Raw genomic sequence first — 16,981 nt, forward strand, 5'->3', positions numbered from 1 at the left:
TCTTTTAGTGCTTTTGATACCTAGTGCTTATGCGGAAGCGTCAGCGTTTGCACGGCGGCGAACTACAACCACCGAGGCGGCGCCAGCTACCAGTGCGCCGCCACCGATCAGTGACCACAGGATGAGGCTGGAGTCAGCACCGGTGTTGGCCAGGCCAGCGCCGTTGGCGCCGGTGTTGGAGAGGCCGGTGCCGGTTCCGGCAGCTGCCACGACAGTAACGCTCTGAGTGACCTTGTGGCCCGAGGTGTTGCCAACGGCCGTCAGGGTGTAGGTTCCCGGTTCGCTGAGGCTAAGCGGGAATGCGAAGGATCCGTCGGCAGCTGCGGTCGTGGTGAACGTCTGCGGAGCAGCCAGTACGTTGATCTTGGACGGGACAGCCATGCTTGCGCCGCCCGAGAATCCGCCGCCCAGTGCCTGCGGGGTGCTGGTGATGGTGACGGTGATGGTGATGGTTTCACCGGCAAGGAATCCGGTGCCCGAGAAGGTGAATACCTGGCCCGGAGTTACCGTGCCATCAGTTACGGTGCCGGTGCCGGTGCCGGGAACGTAGTTGTTTGTTGTGGCCATGGCCGGTACGGCACCGGTGAGTGCGATGGTGCCTGCAAGCGCGAGCGCAGCAATAGACTTCTTCAATTTGTCCCCCTGAGACCTTTTACACGGATGTCACATTATTGTGGAGATTCCCCATCCCCATGTGACCGTGGGGTGAATCTCGTTGTCTTGCCCAAAGAGAGGTTATCACCACGGCAAGGGTGATTCCAAAGTGAATCCAGACACTTTACATACTGTTAATGAGGTAGCTACGCAGCTGGCACGCATTTTGCTGGAATCGTGTCCAAAACCACGTCCTTGAGCGCCTGAACCGTTGGCGTTACGGACAGCTGCGGTTCGGTGTGCTGCACTATCTTGCCGAAGGTAAACTCGACGGTCCTGCTTTCGCCGGGTGCAAGGCGGACCATGACGGCTCCCACAGGCCGACCGCTGTGCCTCTGGGCACTGAAGTTGACCTTCTTGCCGTCGACCAAGGCTGTGTCGACATTGGATTGGCTTGGGCCGTAAGCCACGATGTTCGTTTGTACCATGCCTTCGGGAACACCAAAGGCACCGCCCCCGGTCACATATTCGGGCAACGACGTTGCTGCGTCCGGTGGCGCCGTGTTGGTACTTGTCACACGGACATTGACGTGGGCGTAGCCGTCTTGGGCGCATTCCTTGACAAGCTGCACTGTTCGCTTGACGTAGTAGTCCATCTTGGCGCCGGTGCCATCGTTGAGATAGACACCAAACTGAGCGGGTGAGATGCTCGGGCCGGCGATAGAACCGCTAAGCGGGTACTTCGCCAGCACCGCCTGGTCATTCGCAGAGGCCGACCAAAGAAGAATGCGGCCTTCGACCGTTCCACGAGAAATGCCTTGGATCAAGCGCTTGGCATTGGCCTTGCCGTTGGACAGCGCGGTGAAGATTTCCTGAGCCACGCCCGCGAAGTATGCATCTTGGATTTTGGGCTGTTCAATCTGGGAGTAGACGTCCGAAAGCAGGGTTCGCACGACGTTCTTACCGTTTAGTTCCGCGGGCAAGCCGCCGCCGGCGAGGGCGACTAGCCTCGGCTCGACTTTGACGGGGCCAGTCGCGTCCAGTATGTAACCCAGCGCAATTGGGTCTATCGAGATTACGCCGTCAACCCTCTGTCCTGTCTTTCTCTCCCACATCGCTTGCGCAGTGTCTGCAGCGGTCGGGAAATCGGGCGTCAAGTTTACATCCTGCATGTATTTACCGAGGCGCTCCGAATAGATTTGCTGCTGCTCAGGGTCTACGGGAAAAACCGGGGACATAACGCCGATGGCGCCAGCGCTGCTTTGCGCCCCCAAGGTCAGCTTGCCCTTGTCGAGCGAAAGCACAGCGAGTGCACCGGGGATTCCACCGGACGCACGGGTTTCGGCGTTGTTCTGAATCATTAGCAAATAGCTGCGGCTGCCATTGGCTCCCAACATTGCAGGGGCAACCTGGGAAGCATCGGCGGCCGTATCCAACGCGCCAGTCACTGCTTGGAGCTGCTCACGAGCTCGGGCCAACGGTTCGGCAACCTGCGGCAGCAAGCTGTCGGAATCAATGCTTGACAATCTCTTGGCCGATGTTCGGACGGCATGGGCTGCCGACGAAATACTTGGAGCTGCCTGTTGAAGTGGTCCGAGGTTCGTGTGGCCGCTGCTTGGGAGGAGGCTGTTCCAATTGAGGGAATCAAAGACTGCCACGAGAGGGGCAACGCCCAAGGCGGCCACGTCGTCGGCAGAACGTGCCACTTCAGCCGCCGCGCTGAAGTTCGCGCCGAGTCCTGGAATCGCGGACGCTAAGGTCCAAAGCGGGTCTCCTGCAGCCTCGCGTGCTGCGGCGGCGTGAGAGCGAAGTTTATCGACTGCCGCGCCGGCCTCTTGCGGATTGTTGTCCGCAATTTTCTGCTTGAGGACTGGAATTAGCTGTGATGCGGCCTCAAGTTCGCTCTTTATGGTTGTAGCTTTCACTCCTAGCCAGGCCACAGCCGCGATGGAGATCACACATAATCCAGCCGTCCACGCCCCTGCGACTAGCAGTCGATGACGTCGCAGTTGCTTCTCGGCGGCAGCAGATCTTGTTCGCCGTTCGCGGTTTTCACTGGGGTTCGTCTCCCGCACCTCAGCCTCCATCCTAAGGCCGTCCCATGCCGCGATACGTCCATCCGGCTGCTCTCCATTTGGGAGCTTCCAGCACATTGCGGCCGTCGAGGATGCGTGGCGACGCTACCAGACCCGCTAATTCGAAGGGGTCAAGGTCGCGGTACAGCTGCCATTCAGTCAGAAGCAGGAGCGCGTCCGCCCGACGGACGGCTTTCTCCAGGTCTGGTTCATACTGCAGTTCCGGAAATCGCCTCACCGCATTCGCGAGGGCTTTCGGATCACTTACAGTCACTATGGCGCCTTGCAGCTGGAGCTGCGCAGCGATGCTTAGGGCGGGCGAGTCCCGCACATCATCGCTTTCTGGCTTGAAGGCTGCCCCAAGCACAGTTATTCGCTTCCCAAGGAGCGACCCCCCGCATAACTCGCGCGTAATTTCGACCACGCGTGTCCTGCGGCGCATATTAATGGCGTCCACTTCGCGGAGAAAAGTTAGCGCCTGGTCCGCGCCCAATTCGCCGGCACGTGCCATAAAGGCCCGAATATCCTTCGGAAGGCATCCACCTCCAAATCCGATGCCCGCGTTAAGGAACTTCCTCCCGATTCGGTCGTCCATGCCGATGGCGTCGGCAAGCCGAGTGACATCCGCACCTGAGGCCTCGCATACTTCTGCCATGGCATTAATGAAGGAAATCTTAGTAGCCAGAAAGGAGTTCGCTGCGGCCTTGACGAGTTCAGCCGTGGGGTGGTCGGTGACGAGTCGCTGGGTGCCTGCGGCTAGCGACTCCGCATATACTTCGTCAAGTATTGCGACGGCGGGGTGGTCCTCGGAACCATCTGTGACACCGTAGACGAGCCGATCGGGCCGCAGGGTATCCGAGACTGCGTGCCCTTCGCGCAGAAATTCGGGATTCCACACTGCGTGCGCGGTTGGTTCTTGATGTTCCACAAGCTCTGCCAGGCGAGCCGCCGTGCCCACGGGAACGGTGGACTTGCCAACGACTACGACTCCCGGAGCTAGGTGCGGCAATAGCGCGGAGATTGCGGCGTCAACATAGGTCATGTCAGCGCCGTTTTCGCCTTTCTTCTGCGGCGTGCCCACACAGATGAACTGGACCTGACTGCCTGCAGCGGCCGACATCTCGGTTGTAAAGGATAGACGGCCGGTTTCTTGAACCTCTCGAAGAAGCTCGTCCAGTCCAGGTTCATAAAAGGGCGCGCGTGCTGCCGAGAGCTCTAGGACCTTTTGCCCGTCTACATCGATGCCCACAACTTCATGTCCGAGCTTCGCCATGCACGCAGCATGTACGGCACCCAGGTATCCGCAACCAATTACTGAAATCCGCATAATGATATTTCCTTCCCCAAGGGGGCGTCGTCCGGTAGGCGACGTTCTAGTAGGCGCCGGTGCTGTGAAGTACAGTGCGGACGGTCCGCAAGATGATGATCAGATCGCCGGCCAAAGACCAGTTCTCCACGTAGTAGAGATCAAGGCGAACGGAATCCTGCCAAGAAAGATTAGAGCGGCCGCTGACCTGCCAAAGACCGGTGAGGCCGGGCTTCACCAACAGTCTGCGGCGTACATCTTGCTCGTACGCTTCGACTTCACGCGGCAGCGGTGGTCGCGGTCCGACAAGGCTCATGGAACCCGCGAGGATGTTGAATAGCTGCGGAAGCTCGTCAAGGCTGTATCTGCGAAGGACCCCCCCTACACGGGTGATTCTTGGGTCTTTCTTAATCTTGAATAGGATGCCGTTGCCCTCATTGCGGTGTGACAGTTCGGCGAGCTGGTCTTCTGCCTGGGCCACCATTGAGCGGAACTTGAGCATGCTGAAGTGCGTTCCTTCAATTCCGACGCGCACTTGTCTAAACAGGACCGGTCCCCGGCTATCCGCTTTGACCAAAAGGGCGACGACCACCATGACGGGCGTGGTCAGAAGGATCAAAGCACCCGCGACAATGACATCGAACAAACGCTTGGCAACGCGCTGCCCGCCTTCCAAGGTTGGTGTTGTTACGTGGATCAGAGGGAGGCCGGCAACCTGTTGCGTGTGAATCCGTGGACCTGCGATGTCAGTGAGAGCCGGCGCCATTATTAGTCCCACGTTGCGCGACGCCAGCTCCCACCCCAGATGCCTCAACGTCTGCGGGTGCAGTTGGACGCCCGCAGAAACAGCAACAGCGTCCGCTCCGCAGGCCTCGATGGCCTCAATTATTGACTGGGCTTCTGGCCGATAGCCCAACACCGGAAGTCCAGACTCCACCTCGAAGGCCGGCCCGTCGTTGGTTGCCCCCGGCATGTACGCAGCTATGGGGAGGTACCCGGCGTGCTTGGCTCTGTGGAGGGAAGCCGCAAGATGCGCGACAGCACTCGGGCCTCCGAGGAGGAGCAGCCGCGACATGCTGTGCCCACGCTGACGGTTAACGTTGAGATGCTGCCTTAGCAGCCAGCGTCCCATGAGCAGCCCGAACAGGCCAACGGGAAGCGCAACTCCGACGTATCCGCGGGCAGTGTCCACCCGGAGAACATAGGAAACAATTGCTACCAACCCGAACAACCACAGCGATGCGGCGGCGACACGCTTGTATTCGTCTGGACCAGCGCCGAGAACGCGGCTTTGCCTGCTATTCCATGCTCCGAGCATCAGCCACCAAACTACGGCCAATGCAACGGAAAGCCAGGCGTAAGTGAATTCCTGACCGGCGACCACAAAATCCGGCTCAAAGCCGAACCGGATAATAAAGGCCCCCACAACAGCCCAAATGACGACAAATGCATCAACCACCCCCAGGAGGCGCGAAGATCGTCTACGCCAGTCAGTGCCCGCAGGCATATTTCCCCCACTTCAAAGCAAACTCGCCCAACTGCGGCGCGATGGACACCGTCGACTAAACCCGCAGGGATGCGAGGTTTTCCCGGTACCACTCAACTGTTGTGCGGATGCCTTCTTGGAGTCCGATTGAGGCCGACCAGCCGGCTTCCGTAAGTTTAGTCACGTCAAGCAGCTTCCGGGGAGTTCCGTCGGGTTTGGTCGTGTCCCACTCAATGTCGCCGCTATATCCGACAGCTTCTGCAACTATTTTCGCGATGTCTTTGATCGTGACGTCCGTGCCAGTGCCTACGTTGACCTGCGACGGCCCATCGTAGTTCTCCAACAAGTGAAGGCAAGCCGAAGCCATATCTTCAACGTGAAGGAACTCTCGCCTCGGCGATCCGGTTCCCCAGTTTGATACGGTCTCAACTCCCGACCTTGCCGCTTCGTCATATCGCCTGATCAGAGCTGGAAGGACGTGCGACCCGGTAGGCGAAAAGTTGTCGCCGGGACCATAAAGATTTGTCGGCATCGCAGAAATCCAGGGCAGGCCGTACTGCCTGCGGATCGCCTGTATATGCATGATTCCGGCAATTTTGGCTATCGCGTAGGCGTCATTGGTTGGCTCAAGATGGCCGGTGAGCAGTGATTCTTCACGGATCGGCTGATCAGCAAATTTGGGATAAATACACGAAGAGCCGAGGAACAGTAGCCGTTTCACCCCATGCTCCCGGGCGGCGTCAAGAACATTTACCTGGATACGGAGATTGTCGCTGAGGAAATCGACTGGGTAAGTGTTATTTGCGAGAATGCCACCCACCTTTGCTGCAGCAAGGACGACGTATTCTGGCCTGATCTCGGAAAAGAATGCGAAAACGTCGTCGCGGTTCTTCAGGTCGAGTTCCGTCGAGGTTCGTCCCTCGAGGTTCGTGAAACCCTCACTCTGAAGTTTCCGCCAGATAGCTGAGCCAACCAAACCACGATGGCCGGCGACGTAGAAGGTCGCGGAACGGTCAAGTGGTGCTGGCACGAAGTCCAAGTCTGCAACCATCAGTTCTTCCAGCTGTCAAGGTTAACTGAGTCAATCCAGTGGTTGCCGGCATGTTTCAAGGCCTCAATGTCCGCGTCCACCATGATGCGTGCTAGCTCTGGAGTATGAACTGAGGCCTTCCAACCGAGTTTCTCCTGCGCCTTGGAAGCATCGCCAACCAGCGCATCGACTTCAGTGGGGCGGAGGTAGCGCTCGTCGAAGCGAACGTGGTCTTCCCAGTTCAATCCAGCGTGTTCAAAGGAGATCTGGAGAAAGTCTCGAACCGTGTAATTTCCGCCGGTCGCCAAGACGAAGTCGTCAGGCTCATCGGCTTGGAGCATGCGCCACATGCCCTCGACGTACTCGGCCGCATAGCCCCAGTCGCGTACTGCATCGAGATTGCCCATGTACAACAGGTCCTGTTTGCCGGCCTTGATGGCGGCCACTGCACGGGTGATCTTGCGCGTGACGAACGTTTCACCTCGACGAGGGGATTCGTGGTTGAAGAGAATTCCGTTAACAGCGAACATCCCGTAGGCCTCGCGGTAGTTCTTGGTTATCCAGTAGCTGTAAACCTTGGCGGCACCATAGGGGGAGCGCGGGTAAAACGGGGTGTCTTCGTTCTGTGGGGGTGGTGTCGCTCCAAACATTTCAGAAGACGAAGCCTGGTAGAACTTTGTTTCAATCCCTGACATGCGGACCGCCTCGAGAAGGCGAATTGTCCCCACCCCAGTGGTGTCGGCCGTGTGCTCAGGTTCGTCGAATGAGACCCGAACGTGTGATTGCGCAGCGAGATTGTAGACTTCGTCAGGCCGGATTTCGGCCAGCAGGGTGACGAGCCTTGCGCCATCACTTAGGTCGCCATAATGAAGAAAAAGCTTTGCCTTGGGGTCGTGGGGATCCACATACAAGTGGTCGACGCGGGCGGTGTTGAAAGTAGATGCCCGGCGGATCAGCCCATGCACCTCGTAGCCCTTGCTCAGCAACAGTTCGGCCAAATATGACCCGTCCTGCCCAGTGATTCCTGTGATGAGCGCGCGTTTGGTCATAGTTTCCCCCAAGGTCGTAAAGGTGATCGGCACGAGCGGGCAGCGTCAGTCGCGCGTGGCCCTCTAAGCTGACATTTTAGCCAGACGCCGCCCGATTGCCCAATGAGTCCTCGACGGGCGCATCATTCGTCTCCACCCCTCGACGGCAGGTATTCTTGTCGGCATCTGGCCTAGAGTCCAGTCAACGAAGCCGGTGCATTGGGGAATGACAACATGTTGCACGGCTTGGTTCGGGGGTGCGCGCGCCGAAAGGTGCTCGCTGAAGAAATAAGGATCCTGGGTAAATGACGCCGATCTCAACGGGGGCTGCTGCGCTGTGGCCGGGTGTTTCTCAAGTTTTCGGTCCTTTGTCCATCGCGTCGGCCACGCGAATGGACGCGGCACACGGCGTTTGTCAAATGGCCAAGTCGCGCCGTGGAGCAGCCGCCAGCCACGTGCACTTGGTAAATGCCTACACGGTTTCACTTGCAGCTGCGGACCCTGCCTATGCACAACTCCTCACCGCAGGAAGTATCAATCTTCCAGATGGCAAGCCAATAGCACTCCTGTCCCGCTTGAGGCGACAGACTCCGAGACTCCACCAAGTGCGAGGTCCCCAATTATTTCTGGACGTCTTTGATGTCGGACGCCAATACGAACTGCGGCACTTTCTCCTGGGGTCATCGCCCGAGGTATTAGTTCGGCTTTCAAACGCTCTCAACGCAAGCTACCCTGGCTGCGAAATAGTCGGGACTGAGAGCCCAGCATTTAGGCCACTGAGCGATTCCGAGTTGGCGGAGCAGGACCGGAGGATCCGAGCCACGAAGCCGGACATAATTTGGGTAGGACTTGGAACTCCAAAACAGGATTGGGAAGCCCAACGTCTGGTCAGCACCCTCGGAATCACATCCGTGGCAATCGGAGCGGCCTTTGACTTTGCCTCCGGAACGGTGAAAGAGGCTCCATTGTGGATCCGAAATATCGGGTGTGAGTGGCTTTTTCGGCTATGCGTTCAACCGCGACGCTTATGGCGGCGCTACCTCATAGGGAACTGCAAGTTCATACGTGTCGCATTGGGCGACATTTCCGATAACGGTTGGCGCCCAGGGCCACGCTGAACAGGTGCTGTCAGCAACTGCCACATCCAATCCTTGGTTTACTTTTAGTTATGAAAGAGAATTAGATGGGCGCCGGCGGGTATCACATTTTCAAATTATTGTGGAAGTATCAGAGCTTGGACCCATTTAGGATGATTCTGGCAAGGCAACTATTTGCGTTGTCAACGACGCGAATTGGCTCGAACGCATCAGTTCGCGGGGTGTCCTAAGTCGTGATGGCTCCCAAACGTATTCTTTCTAAAATCCTCGACGAAGCTGACGACAGGAAGCCCGTCGACACGCGACCAGATGGCCGCATGCATCGCTACTGGTCAAGGAAACGTAGGGCTGAGGGACTAAGCGCGATCCCTCAGCCCGCCGGGCGCGCTGTGTTCAACTCGGGAAGCCTTCGTGGGCGAACATGCGCCGGGATTGGCGTTCTCCTCCTAGCGCTGTTAATAGCGTCAGGTCGAATGCCACTAGTCATGGCGGCCGGATTATCGGTCGGGTTGCTTGGCCTAGTTGTGTTATTCACGATGAACAGCCAGGCACGGTTCCTATTGCTGTTTTTCGTTAACGCATGCTTGCTGGTGGTTAAGCCCCGGTTCTTTGGTGAGATCGATTTGGCGGTAGTAGGGTCATTAGTTGCAGTGCTGGCCGCAGCACTCGCCGTCAAGTTCAATGGTAGCTCCCAAGTTCAGACGACCGACTATTTCCGGACCAGGGCTAAGCTGAGCACTTCTCAATTTGCATTGATCGGATTTGCGGGCCTTGCCTTCATCTCCACATTGGCAAATGCTCAACCGCTGATGGTGCTTCTACCTTGGCTCAACGGAGCCATTCTGACCCTATTTGTGAGCCGCACGGCTCCGTCGGGTCTTCCGTCCTTCACATTGGTTCGCCGAACAGTCTTGGTGGCGGGGCTAGTCACGGTGGCCTACGACCTCTTACTCCTGGGTTCGGGAAAGGCCATGAATGTTGGCCCTTTCAATGCTGGCCGGTTCCTGGGCTCGGTAGGTGACTATGAATTACTGGCGGAGTATTACGGCGCTTTGATCCTGATTGCGATCACGGCGGCGTTTTTCGACCCGAGTCGACGCTGGCAAATGCTTGCCGGAATACTGTTGGTACCGAGCTCTCTTGTACTAATCGCCACGGAGTCGAGGGGCCCAATAGTCATATTGTGTGTGATTACACCACTTTTAGTCGGAATGTCTGCACTATTGTTTCGCGAATCTGCCGGCAGGATCTTTAGAATCTCCGTCGCCGCTGCTGTTGCTATTGCCGCCTCAATAGGAGCACTTGCGGCTACCCCTCTGTTCGAGCGACTGATGTCGACGCAACTTGGCGGGAGTGTCGACTCAACTCTGAATCGTGCGGGGGTTTGGGACTACTTCACTCAGCTGCCCGAATTTGTTCGACTAGGTCCGGCCGGGAACGGGTTCGAGTACCCTTACGAGAGCATTGGCACGTATCCGCACAGTTTGTACTTATGGTTGCTTTGGTCGGGTGGATGGGTCGGACTTGCTTTTTTTGTAGTATTCGTCTGTCTTGAACTCGGCAAGTTGACCAGGGGCGTGGTGACCCGAAGCTCCGCATCTCTTAGTGCCGCCGCAGTCTTGGCATTTGTGCTGACGGATGAAATAAAGATTGAGGCAGCTCGCAATTCGGCAACCGTATCGTTTCTTTGGTTCGTTATAGCAATGGCCGTACTTGCCCGACGAGAACAGAGAGAATCGTGAAGAAGCATAAAAGTAAGCCCCTTAGCGCGTTCCGCCAGTACACTTCTCTTCTGCGCCCCACCGGCTTGGCGGCTTTCGGGTCGATCGCCGTTCTGGCGCTAAGCGGCGTCGCTGAAGCGCTCGGATTGGCGAGTATCCTCCCATTGCTAAATCAAGACGAACCAACGATGTTATCGATACTTCCGGTCCTTGCGACGCTGACTCTATTTCTCGTGCTTTCCACGATGTTGAAGTATCTTGGCGATTCACTGATCAGCAGGGTTACGACAGTTGTCGAAGCTAGGGCTAGACGTGAGTTGATGGAGAGACTGGTGAAGGGCCCCTGGCCAGAAGTCGGCAAGCTGGGCCAAGGTGAAATTACGGCAGCTGTCATGTCTGAGGCCACGCAGCTTTCGAACGGCACCTATGCCCTTCTGTCAGGGGCCGGAACTCTTGTCGTGGTGCTGATTCTATTTGCAGCCTCCGCCGTGCTCACCCCTAGTCTTTTGGGACTAGCGCTTCTCTTCATACTTGCTTCCGCATTGATTTTTCGTTGGCGGCTGAAACACGTTCGCCAGAATGAGCGAAATCTTTCAGCTACTACGACCGAGATTGCCGAAGAGGTGTCATCCTCGCTTGGCGACGTGAAGTTCCTGCGGGAGTCTGGCAGTGATGGTGAGTGGCTATCGCGGTCGCAGGAGAATGCCGATTTGCTGGGTCGGCTGAGACGCAGGCAGATTATGCTTCCTGCAGCCACGCGAACGATGGTGGATACTGTTGCAGCTGTTTTCCTGGCTGTCGTTGTTGGCCTAGCACTCCTCGTTCAGGGGGATATTACGCTGGGACTGGTGTTCGTGGCTCTGTTCTACAGAATCATTCCGCGAGTTCAGGCTGTTCAGAACCAGTTGAACACGGCCCTGGGCCAGGTGACGTGGGTCGAAAAGTGGAACACAAGAATGGCTGCTCTGGCCGATCGCGACGTTCGTGAGCCGGCTGCAAAGTCGGTGGGCTTCCGAGAGTCAAGCCTTGGAGCCGCACCTCCAGGGTTTTCTCTCCGCGGCGTATCGCAACATTTCCCGGGCCGGTCCTCGGCTGCTCTGTGCAGCGTTGACCTCGAGATAGCCCCGGGCGAACGTGTAGCCATTCTCGGACCCAGCGGCTCCGGGAAGACTACTCTTCTCGACATACTCTTGGGATTGTTTCCGCCATCAGAGGGAACCGTGCTCATTGACGGTGAAGCTTTGAATGATGATCAGTGGAGTGTTTTTCGTAGGTCTATAGGAATAGTTCCGCAGGACGTACCGATACGACGTGGGACTTTGGCCGAGAACATTTACTGGGATCGACAGGCCGATCCCGAGCTGTTGGCGCGCGTCGTGGAAATGGCTCAGCTAGATGGATTTGTCGGCCAATTGCCTCATGGCGCAGAATCCCACATCGATTCGAAATCAGTCGGGCTGTCTGGTGGGCAGCGTCAGCGAGTTGGATTGGCCCGTGCATTGTATAGACGCCCTTCTCTTCTCGTCCTAGACGAAGCAACCAGTGCGCTCGACATGGAAACAGAACTTGCACTCCTTCTGGCCGTACAGGACATTCCTTGGCCAATGACAGTGGTGGTAGTCACTCACCGTCACGCTGCCTTGGATTTTGTGGATCGACGAATAGACCTTGCCGCCGGAAGCATTCGGCACAATCATGAGAATATGGAGTTAGGTTGATGAAAGACGCTCTTGTAATCTGCACACGAAATAGGCCTTCCGATATGAAGAGATGCCTGGACTCTCTTCTCCTCCAGGAGAAAATGCCCTTCAGTGTATTGATCGTGGATAGCAGCGATGGAAAAGAGACGGAAGAACTCGCTGCGGAATATGCTGGGATGATTTCTTCCTTGGAGTACGTTCACACTCTGCCTGGACTTACTCTTCAGCGGAATATTGCACTAGGTACCCTGAGCGACGAGATTCAGGTTGTTCATTTCATTGACGACGACGTGGAGATGGAGCCGGACTATTTTCTGCAAATCGTGAAGGCATTCGAAGAAGACGCGAGGTTGGTCGGCGCCGGGGGGCTAATTAAAGGCGGGAACCGGAAAAAGGCGAGGCTTTTTGCCAGGCTCGGAGGCCGCGACAGCGTAATTCCCGGCAGGGTCTTGCCCACTGGCTTCAATATCGGCGCTCACGAAACACCATTCGATGTTGACGTCGAATGGCTTCCGGGATGTTCCATGTCTTTCCGAAGGAAGTCGATCGCTGGACTGAAGTTCGACGAAGGACGAACGGGATATGCCATAGGTGAGGATGCTGATTTCGGATTGCGGGCACTGACCCGAGGGACTCTGCGACACGTACACTCCGCGCGCCTCCATCACCATCAGTCACCCGTCAACCGCCACAAGAGGCCGCTATTGGTAAGAATGGCTGTTGCTCATCGGTGGAGTCTTGCTGAAGATAAGCTGGGGCGAGTTCGTCGATCTATGGTCGTATATGGAACGCTCACTGAGTCCCTCACCTATCTTCTACGATTTGTGCTTTCTCGTTCCCATGACAAATTGTGGTTGGAATGTAGCGTAGCTGGCCTTGCTGGTCTGTCTGATATCGCTAAGAAGAGGGTATGAATGAACATCGATGATGGCGTCTGCGCCTACCTGACTGGCGGCCTCGGCAATCAGCTATTTGTCCTCGCTGCAGCATGGGAGCAGGCGGAAAGACTAGACTGCCCGTTATATATCGATACGTCAAAATACTTAAATGGAGACCTTAGATCCTTTGAACTCGGGTCGCTAAATCTGCCAGGAACGGTCATTTCTCGAGAATCGCCGTGGATTGATTTGGGACGCCGATCACGGAGGTTTGGGGTCGCCAGGCGATCTCGCAAGCTCAAGACGTACCGTGAGTCAGCTTTTGGATATTCGCCTGAAATCAACGAGATCACTCCTGGAACCACTATTTTTGGATACTTTCAATCGGGCAGCTATTTTCGGAATATAGAAAGTCGCATCGCTGAATTACTCTTGAACAGCCCTGAGACGACTGACGAAAAATCAATCTTGAGTTCCTTGGAAAGAGACCGCCGCATTACTCTGCATGTTCGTCGCGGGGACTACACTACCGCCCATACGCAGTCTGTTCACGGCGTTACGTCGGGAGCCTACTTCGAAAGAGGGTTGGACCTGATTGAGAGGATTTCTTCGGGCTACAAAGCTCGTGCGTTCTCCGATGAGCCCGAAGTGGCCCAGGGCGACCTGGGCCACCTACCAAACATTGAGTTTTTCAAACGGAATGCGGAATTATCTGGCCCGAACACAATCAAGGCGATGTCCTTGGGGGACGGCATGGTAATGAGTAACTCGTCATTTAGCTGGTGGGCGGCTTGGCTCATGTCCCGTCGGAGTTCCAATACAATCATTGCTCCGAGACCATGGATGACTAGTGGCGAAAGCGCGTCGGACCTGCTCCAACCAGATTGGATTACCTTGGACGCACGGAGCCGGGTTTAGGCGTGGATATGCGATGCGTTATCGCGGTCTGTACATACAGGCGACCGTTGCTGTTGAACTCGTTGCTCGAACAACTCCTTGACCAGGCGCAACGAAATCTAGATCTAAGGTTGCAGTTGATCGTTGTCGACAATGATGAAGCGCTGTCGGCGAGGCCGGTTGTTGAGGAATTCGCCCGGAGAAGTAGCCCGCTGATCACTGAATATGTTTCAGCTCAGCCTCAGGGATTGGTTGTCGCCCGAAATGCGGCATTGGAATACGCCAAGTCTCTGGGTTCTCCGATCATATTCATCGATGACGACGAGACTCCCCGGGATGAATGGCTGAGCTCGATATGGGCCATGCACTCAGCGTTTCCTCGGGATATCGTTGCCGGTCCGGTAATTCCCAAGTTCGAATCAGATTTACCTAATTGGTGTGAGGACGGTTCCTTCTGGATGCGCCCCACGTTTGCAGACGCAACCCCGCTGACGAAACCCACTGGCGACGGTAATATCTTATACCCCATTGATCTGGTCAACCGGTGGCGGTATTCATTGAGATTCAACACTTCTGGGGGTCAGGACACTCACCTGTTGCGACGCTGGATGGAAGCCGGCGGTGTGGTTAGATGGAGCGCTCGCGCTGAAGTTGACGAGATTGTTCCCGCCGGGCGCCTCACGTTTGCCTATGCGTTGGATCGAACGTATTTTAGCTCGCTGGCCTACGTTTGGGTGGACAGGGAATTGGGGGCAACTCGCTGGTGGACGCTCTTGAGGTCTGGAAGACGATATCTCATCGGCGGATTGGACTACGCGGCAGCGACCCTACGGCAAGATTGGGGGCGTCAACGTCGAGCGAAGTTGCATTTTGCTTCGGCGAGAGGGACCCGCCACGGTCTCAAATTGTCGTCCTTTGACAGGTACGCCGACTATCAAATTGACGCAGCCGAGCACGCGTAGGTCGCCTTGGACCATTCCACCGACACGAAGTCATGCACTCGAGGGGCAGGTTCGCCGCCGGGTGGGCCTAAGGGGGTCTGGTGCCGGCTGACGTCGTCGGGTCAAGGCCGTCAGGCATGGCAGTTCGAAGAGCGGTCGGCTCAACGTGGTTTGTGCTGGTCGGACGGTGGCGCGGCACCGCCTCACGTCCGCGCGTCTGAAGGCTGCGTGCGGCAATCAGGGCATTTATCTGTGACGCGCCGAGGGATGCTCCGACAGCTAGACCAAGGCAATCAACGAACTTAGCAGCCTGATCGTCGTTGTGCCCGAAAGCCCGCGGGCGTCGCTGCACTGTCGTCCTCAGGGCCACCGCACCAGACAGGGCCGCAACCAGGCGGGGCCACGGCCAGTCTGCGCCCTGCCTACAGTGATGGTAATGCGCATTCGATGCCACGCCGAACCCGGGCCAGCGAAGCGCGGCACACCCTCATGGCAAGGACTCCCGCGATGTCCGCCGGTGCCTCAAGCACACCATGTCCGCGTCGTCCGCGTCATGATGTCGGACGACGCCAAATGGCCGGCACCCGAAGAGGGGTGGCGAGCATGGGAGCGCCCAAACGGTCTGTTGCGGCAATACTTGCCGAAGGAGAAGGACCTGTGTGTCTACGCCATAGCACCTTCTCTCGCGTCTGGACCGTATCGAAGCACAAGCGAAATCTTGCGCTGGGAGAACGCGGTGGAGCTTCCGACCAGTCTGGCTTCACCACGGACAGATATGCAATCCGTCGTTGCGACCCCTGAAATGCGTGTTCTCGGAGCGTACTGGGTTGTGCCGGCCCGAGGTCAGAGTGACGTGGGCGGACGACAACAGCCCACGGCCAGAAGACTATAGCGGCGAAGCACCCTGCTGCAGGGAACCATCTATGCACTAAGCCCTTCAGGATGCCAGCGCCAGTTGTATTCCTTCGAAGAACCGGGATGCCATTTGCTCTATCGAGTAAGTTGCACGATTATTTCTACAGGCCTCCTGCATGCTTTCTAGCTCCACGCGGTTCTCCATCAGGCGATGTAGGCCCTGGGCGTACGAACTCGAGTCGTCTTCGGTGATAAGACACGTCTCATTGTGGGCTAGATACTCAAACTCCGGAGCGTGCCAAGGCCACGCAGTGGTGACGATCGGCCGACCAGCGGCGAAGCTATCAACTGCAACGAGGCCAACCCTTCCGGGCATACAAATCAAGTCGGATGACGCCACGGCCAGTGCCTTGTCTTTTCCGAATAGAGGACCTAGGTATGTCAACCAAGGGGCATCCTTTGCGATGCCCTCTACATAGTCTCTGAGCTGTCCACTGCCTGCAACGAGCAATCTGAAATCGTGGTTTTGTTCGTGGGCCTGACCACAAGCCTGGAACAAAAATGGCAGGCGCTTTGATTCATCTAGCCCTCCAATGAAGATGGCCGTAGATCTATGGAGATTGTGAAGTCTCTTGAACTCATCGACCTCAGCGGGCGTAATTTGGGAAATACTATTTTGAAAGTCAGTCGTGTCTATGGAATTTCGCACTACGGTCGTTCTCTCAACCGGGTATCCTTCGGCAACAACGGCGTCCCGGGATCCTTCTGTGTAGCCGAAAAACCAATCCGCAGCCTGGGTCAAGTGCGTCATTGCTCGTTTCTTGAACCAAGACGGTGTTGCGACGAAGTCTCTGCCGTGACCCCAGAGGCATATTTTTCTATTCCCGTGGGGTGCCAGCAGTAGCCAGTATGCGTCGATGTTACGGCGGGCCTGCTCCATGATGACGAGATCCGCAGAACGGATCGCGGGACCGACATGCCGCAGAACTAAACGAACGCCCGCTATGCTGAACTCGCGCTGTGGAACTTTCTGTATGAAACTAGCGGAGTGACCGTCTTGGCGCAGGTACTGCTTCTCGTTCGGGGTGCCTGCTGCTACACGAATTTGAATTCCATTCTCGGATCCGAGTTTGATCAGTTGTCGGAAAAATGGAATCCGATATTGTGGCACGTATTCTTGCAAAATGACTACAGTTTTATCCTGGATCTTTTCCTTGCCGTGCGACTGATCGTGGGTTTGGATTCGAATTTTTCGTTTCATGATCCTAGCTAGGCCTTTACTTGGCTGGACGTTGCGTCTCCCATGTTGCCGCAGCTCCCCCGCGATGGCGTTTGATCAAAATGATCAAATCCGCTCGCACCCTTCTCAGGGC

General features: G+C 56.6%; 13 protein-coding genes. 6 read left to right on the plus strand and 7 right to left on the minus strand.

Features of this window, described 5'->3' with window-relative positions; genetic code table 11:
* Positions 1-27: 27 nt before the first annotated feature.
* The 6 genes from B1A87_RS00910 to gmd form a co-directional block, all read right to left on the minus strand.
* The gene (locus tag B1A87_RS00910; RefSeq protein ID WP_078026301.1) at positions 28-633 is read right to left on the minus strand and encodes an LPXTG cell wall anchor domain-containing protein; all 606 of its coding nucleotides are present in this window, start codon (positions 631-633) and stop codon (positions 28-30) included.
* 167 nt (positions 634-800) lie between these two features.
* The gene (locus tag B1A87_RS00915; protein WP_260680559.1) at positions 801-2,552 is read right to left on the minus strand and encodes a DUF4012 domain-containing protein; all 1,752 of its coding nucleotides are present in this window, start codon (positions 2,550-2,552) and stop codon (positions 801-803) included.
* A gap of 130 nt (positions 2,553-2,682) precedes the next feature.
* The gene (locus B1A87_RS00920; protein ID WP_078026299.1) at positions 2,683-3,996 is read right to left on the minus strand and encodes a UDP-glucose/GDP-mannose dehydrogenase family protein; all 1,314 of its coding nucleotides are present in this window, start codon (positions 3,994-3,996) and stop codon (positions 2,683-2,685) included.
* Between the two features lie 46 nt (positions 3,997-4,042).
* A complete protein-coding gene (locus B1A87_RS00925; RefSeq protein ID WP_144275680.1) occupies positions 4,043-5,482 on the minus strand; it encodes a sugar transferase in 1,440 nt (479 codons plus the stop codon).
* Positions 5,483-5,537: 55 nt separating this feature from the next.
* A complete protein-coding gene (locus B1A87_RS00930) occupies positions 5,538-6,512 on the minus strand; it encodes a GDP-L-fucose synthase (protein ID WP_078026298.1) in 975 nt (324 codons plus the stop codon).
* Complete coding sequence (gene gmd, locus B1A87_RS00935; RefSeq protein WP_078026305.1) at positions 6,512-7,540, minus strand: GDP-mannose 4,6-dehydratase; 1,029 nt, start codon at positions 7,538-7,540, stop codon at positions 6,512-6,514. Before gmd ends, B1A87_RS00930 begins: the two co-directional genes overlap by 1 nt.
* Positions 7,541-7,938: 398 nt before the next feature.
* Here gmd and B1A87_RS24810 point away from each other — a divergent pair, with 398 nt between their 5' ends.
* From B1A87_RS24810 to B1A87_RS00965, 6 genes are all read left to right on the plus strand, one after another.
* Positions 7,939-8,637, plus strand: coding sequence for a WecB/TagA/CpsF family glycosyltransferase (locus tag B1A87_RS24810; RefSeq protein WP_395940264.1), 699 nt, complete (start codon positions 7,939-7,941; stop codon positions 8,635-8,637).
* Positions 8,638-9,089: 452 nt separating this feature from the next.
* Complete coding sequence (locus B1A87_RS00945; protein ID WP_139362655.1) at positions 9,090-10,358, plus strand: hypothetical protein; 1,269 nt, start codon at positions 9,090-9,092, stop codon at positions 10,356-10,358.
* A complete protein-coding gene (locus B1A87_RS00950; protein WP_139362654.1) occupies positions 10,355-12,055 on the plus strand; it encodes an ABC transporter ATP-binding protein in 1,701 nt (566 codons plus the stop codon). Before B1A87_RS00945 ends, B1A87_RS00950 begins: the two co-directional genes overlap by 4 nt.
* Positions 12,055-12,951: a glycosyltransferase family 2 protein gene (locus B1A87_RS00955; protein WP_078026294.1), complete on the plus strand. Its 897-nt coding sequence runs from the start codon at positions 12,055-12,057 to the stop codon at positions 12,949-12,951. The genes B1A87_RS00950 and B1A87_RS00955 overlap by 1 nt, the downstream gene beginning before the upstream one ends.
* Entirely contained in the window at positions 12,952-13,833 is an 882-nt protein-coding gene (locus tag B1A87_RS00960; RefSeq protein WP_078026293.1) for an alpha-1,2-fucosyltransferase, read from the plus strand.
* Positions 13,834-13,841: 8 nt separating this feature from the next.
* Complete coding sequence (locus tag B1A87_RS00965) at positions 13,842-14,774, plus strand: glycosyltransferase family A protein (protein ID WP_139362653.1); 933 nt, start codon at positions 13,842-13,844, stop codon at positions 14,772-14,774.
* Positions 14,775-15,690: 916 nt separating this feature from the next.
* Here the strand turns inward: B1A87_RS00965 and B1A87_RS00970 are convergent.
* On the minus strand, positions 15,691-16,869 hold the full coding sequence (locus B1A87_RS00970) for a glycosyltransferase family 4 protein (RefSeq protein ID WP_078026291.1): 1,179 nt from the start codon (positions 16,867-16,869) through the stop codon (positions 15,691-15,693).
* Positions 16,870-16,981 lie beyond the last annotated feature (112 nt).

The sequence above is a fragment of the Arthrobacter sp. KBS0703 genome (assembly GCF_002008315.2).
Taxonomy (GTDB): Bacteria; Actinomycetota; Actinomycetes; order Actinomycetales; family Micrococcaceae; genus Arthrobacter.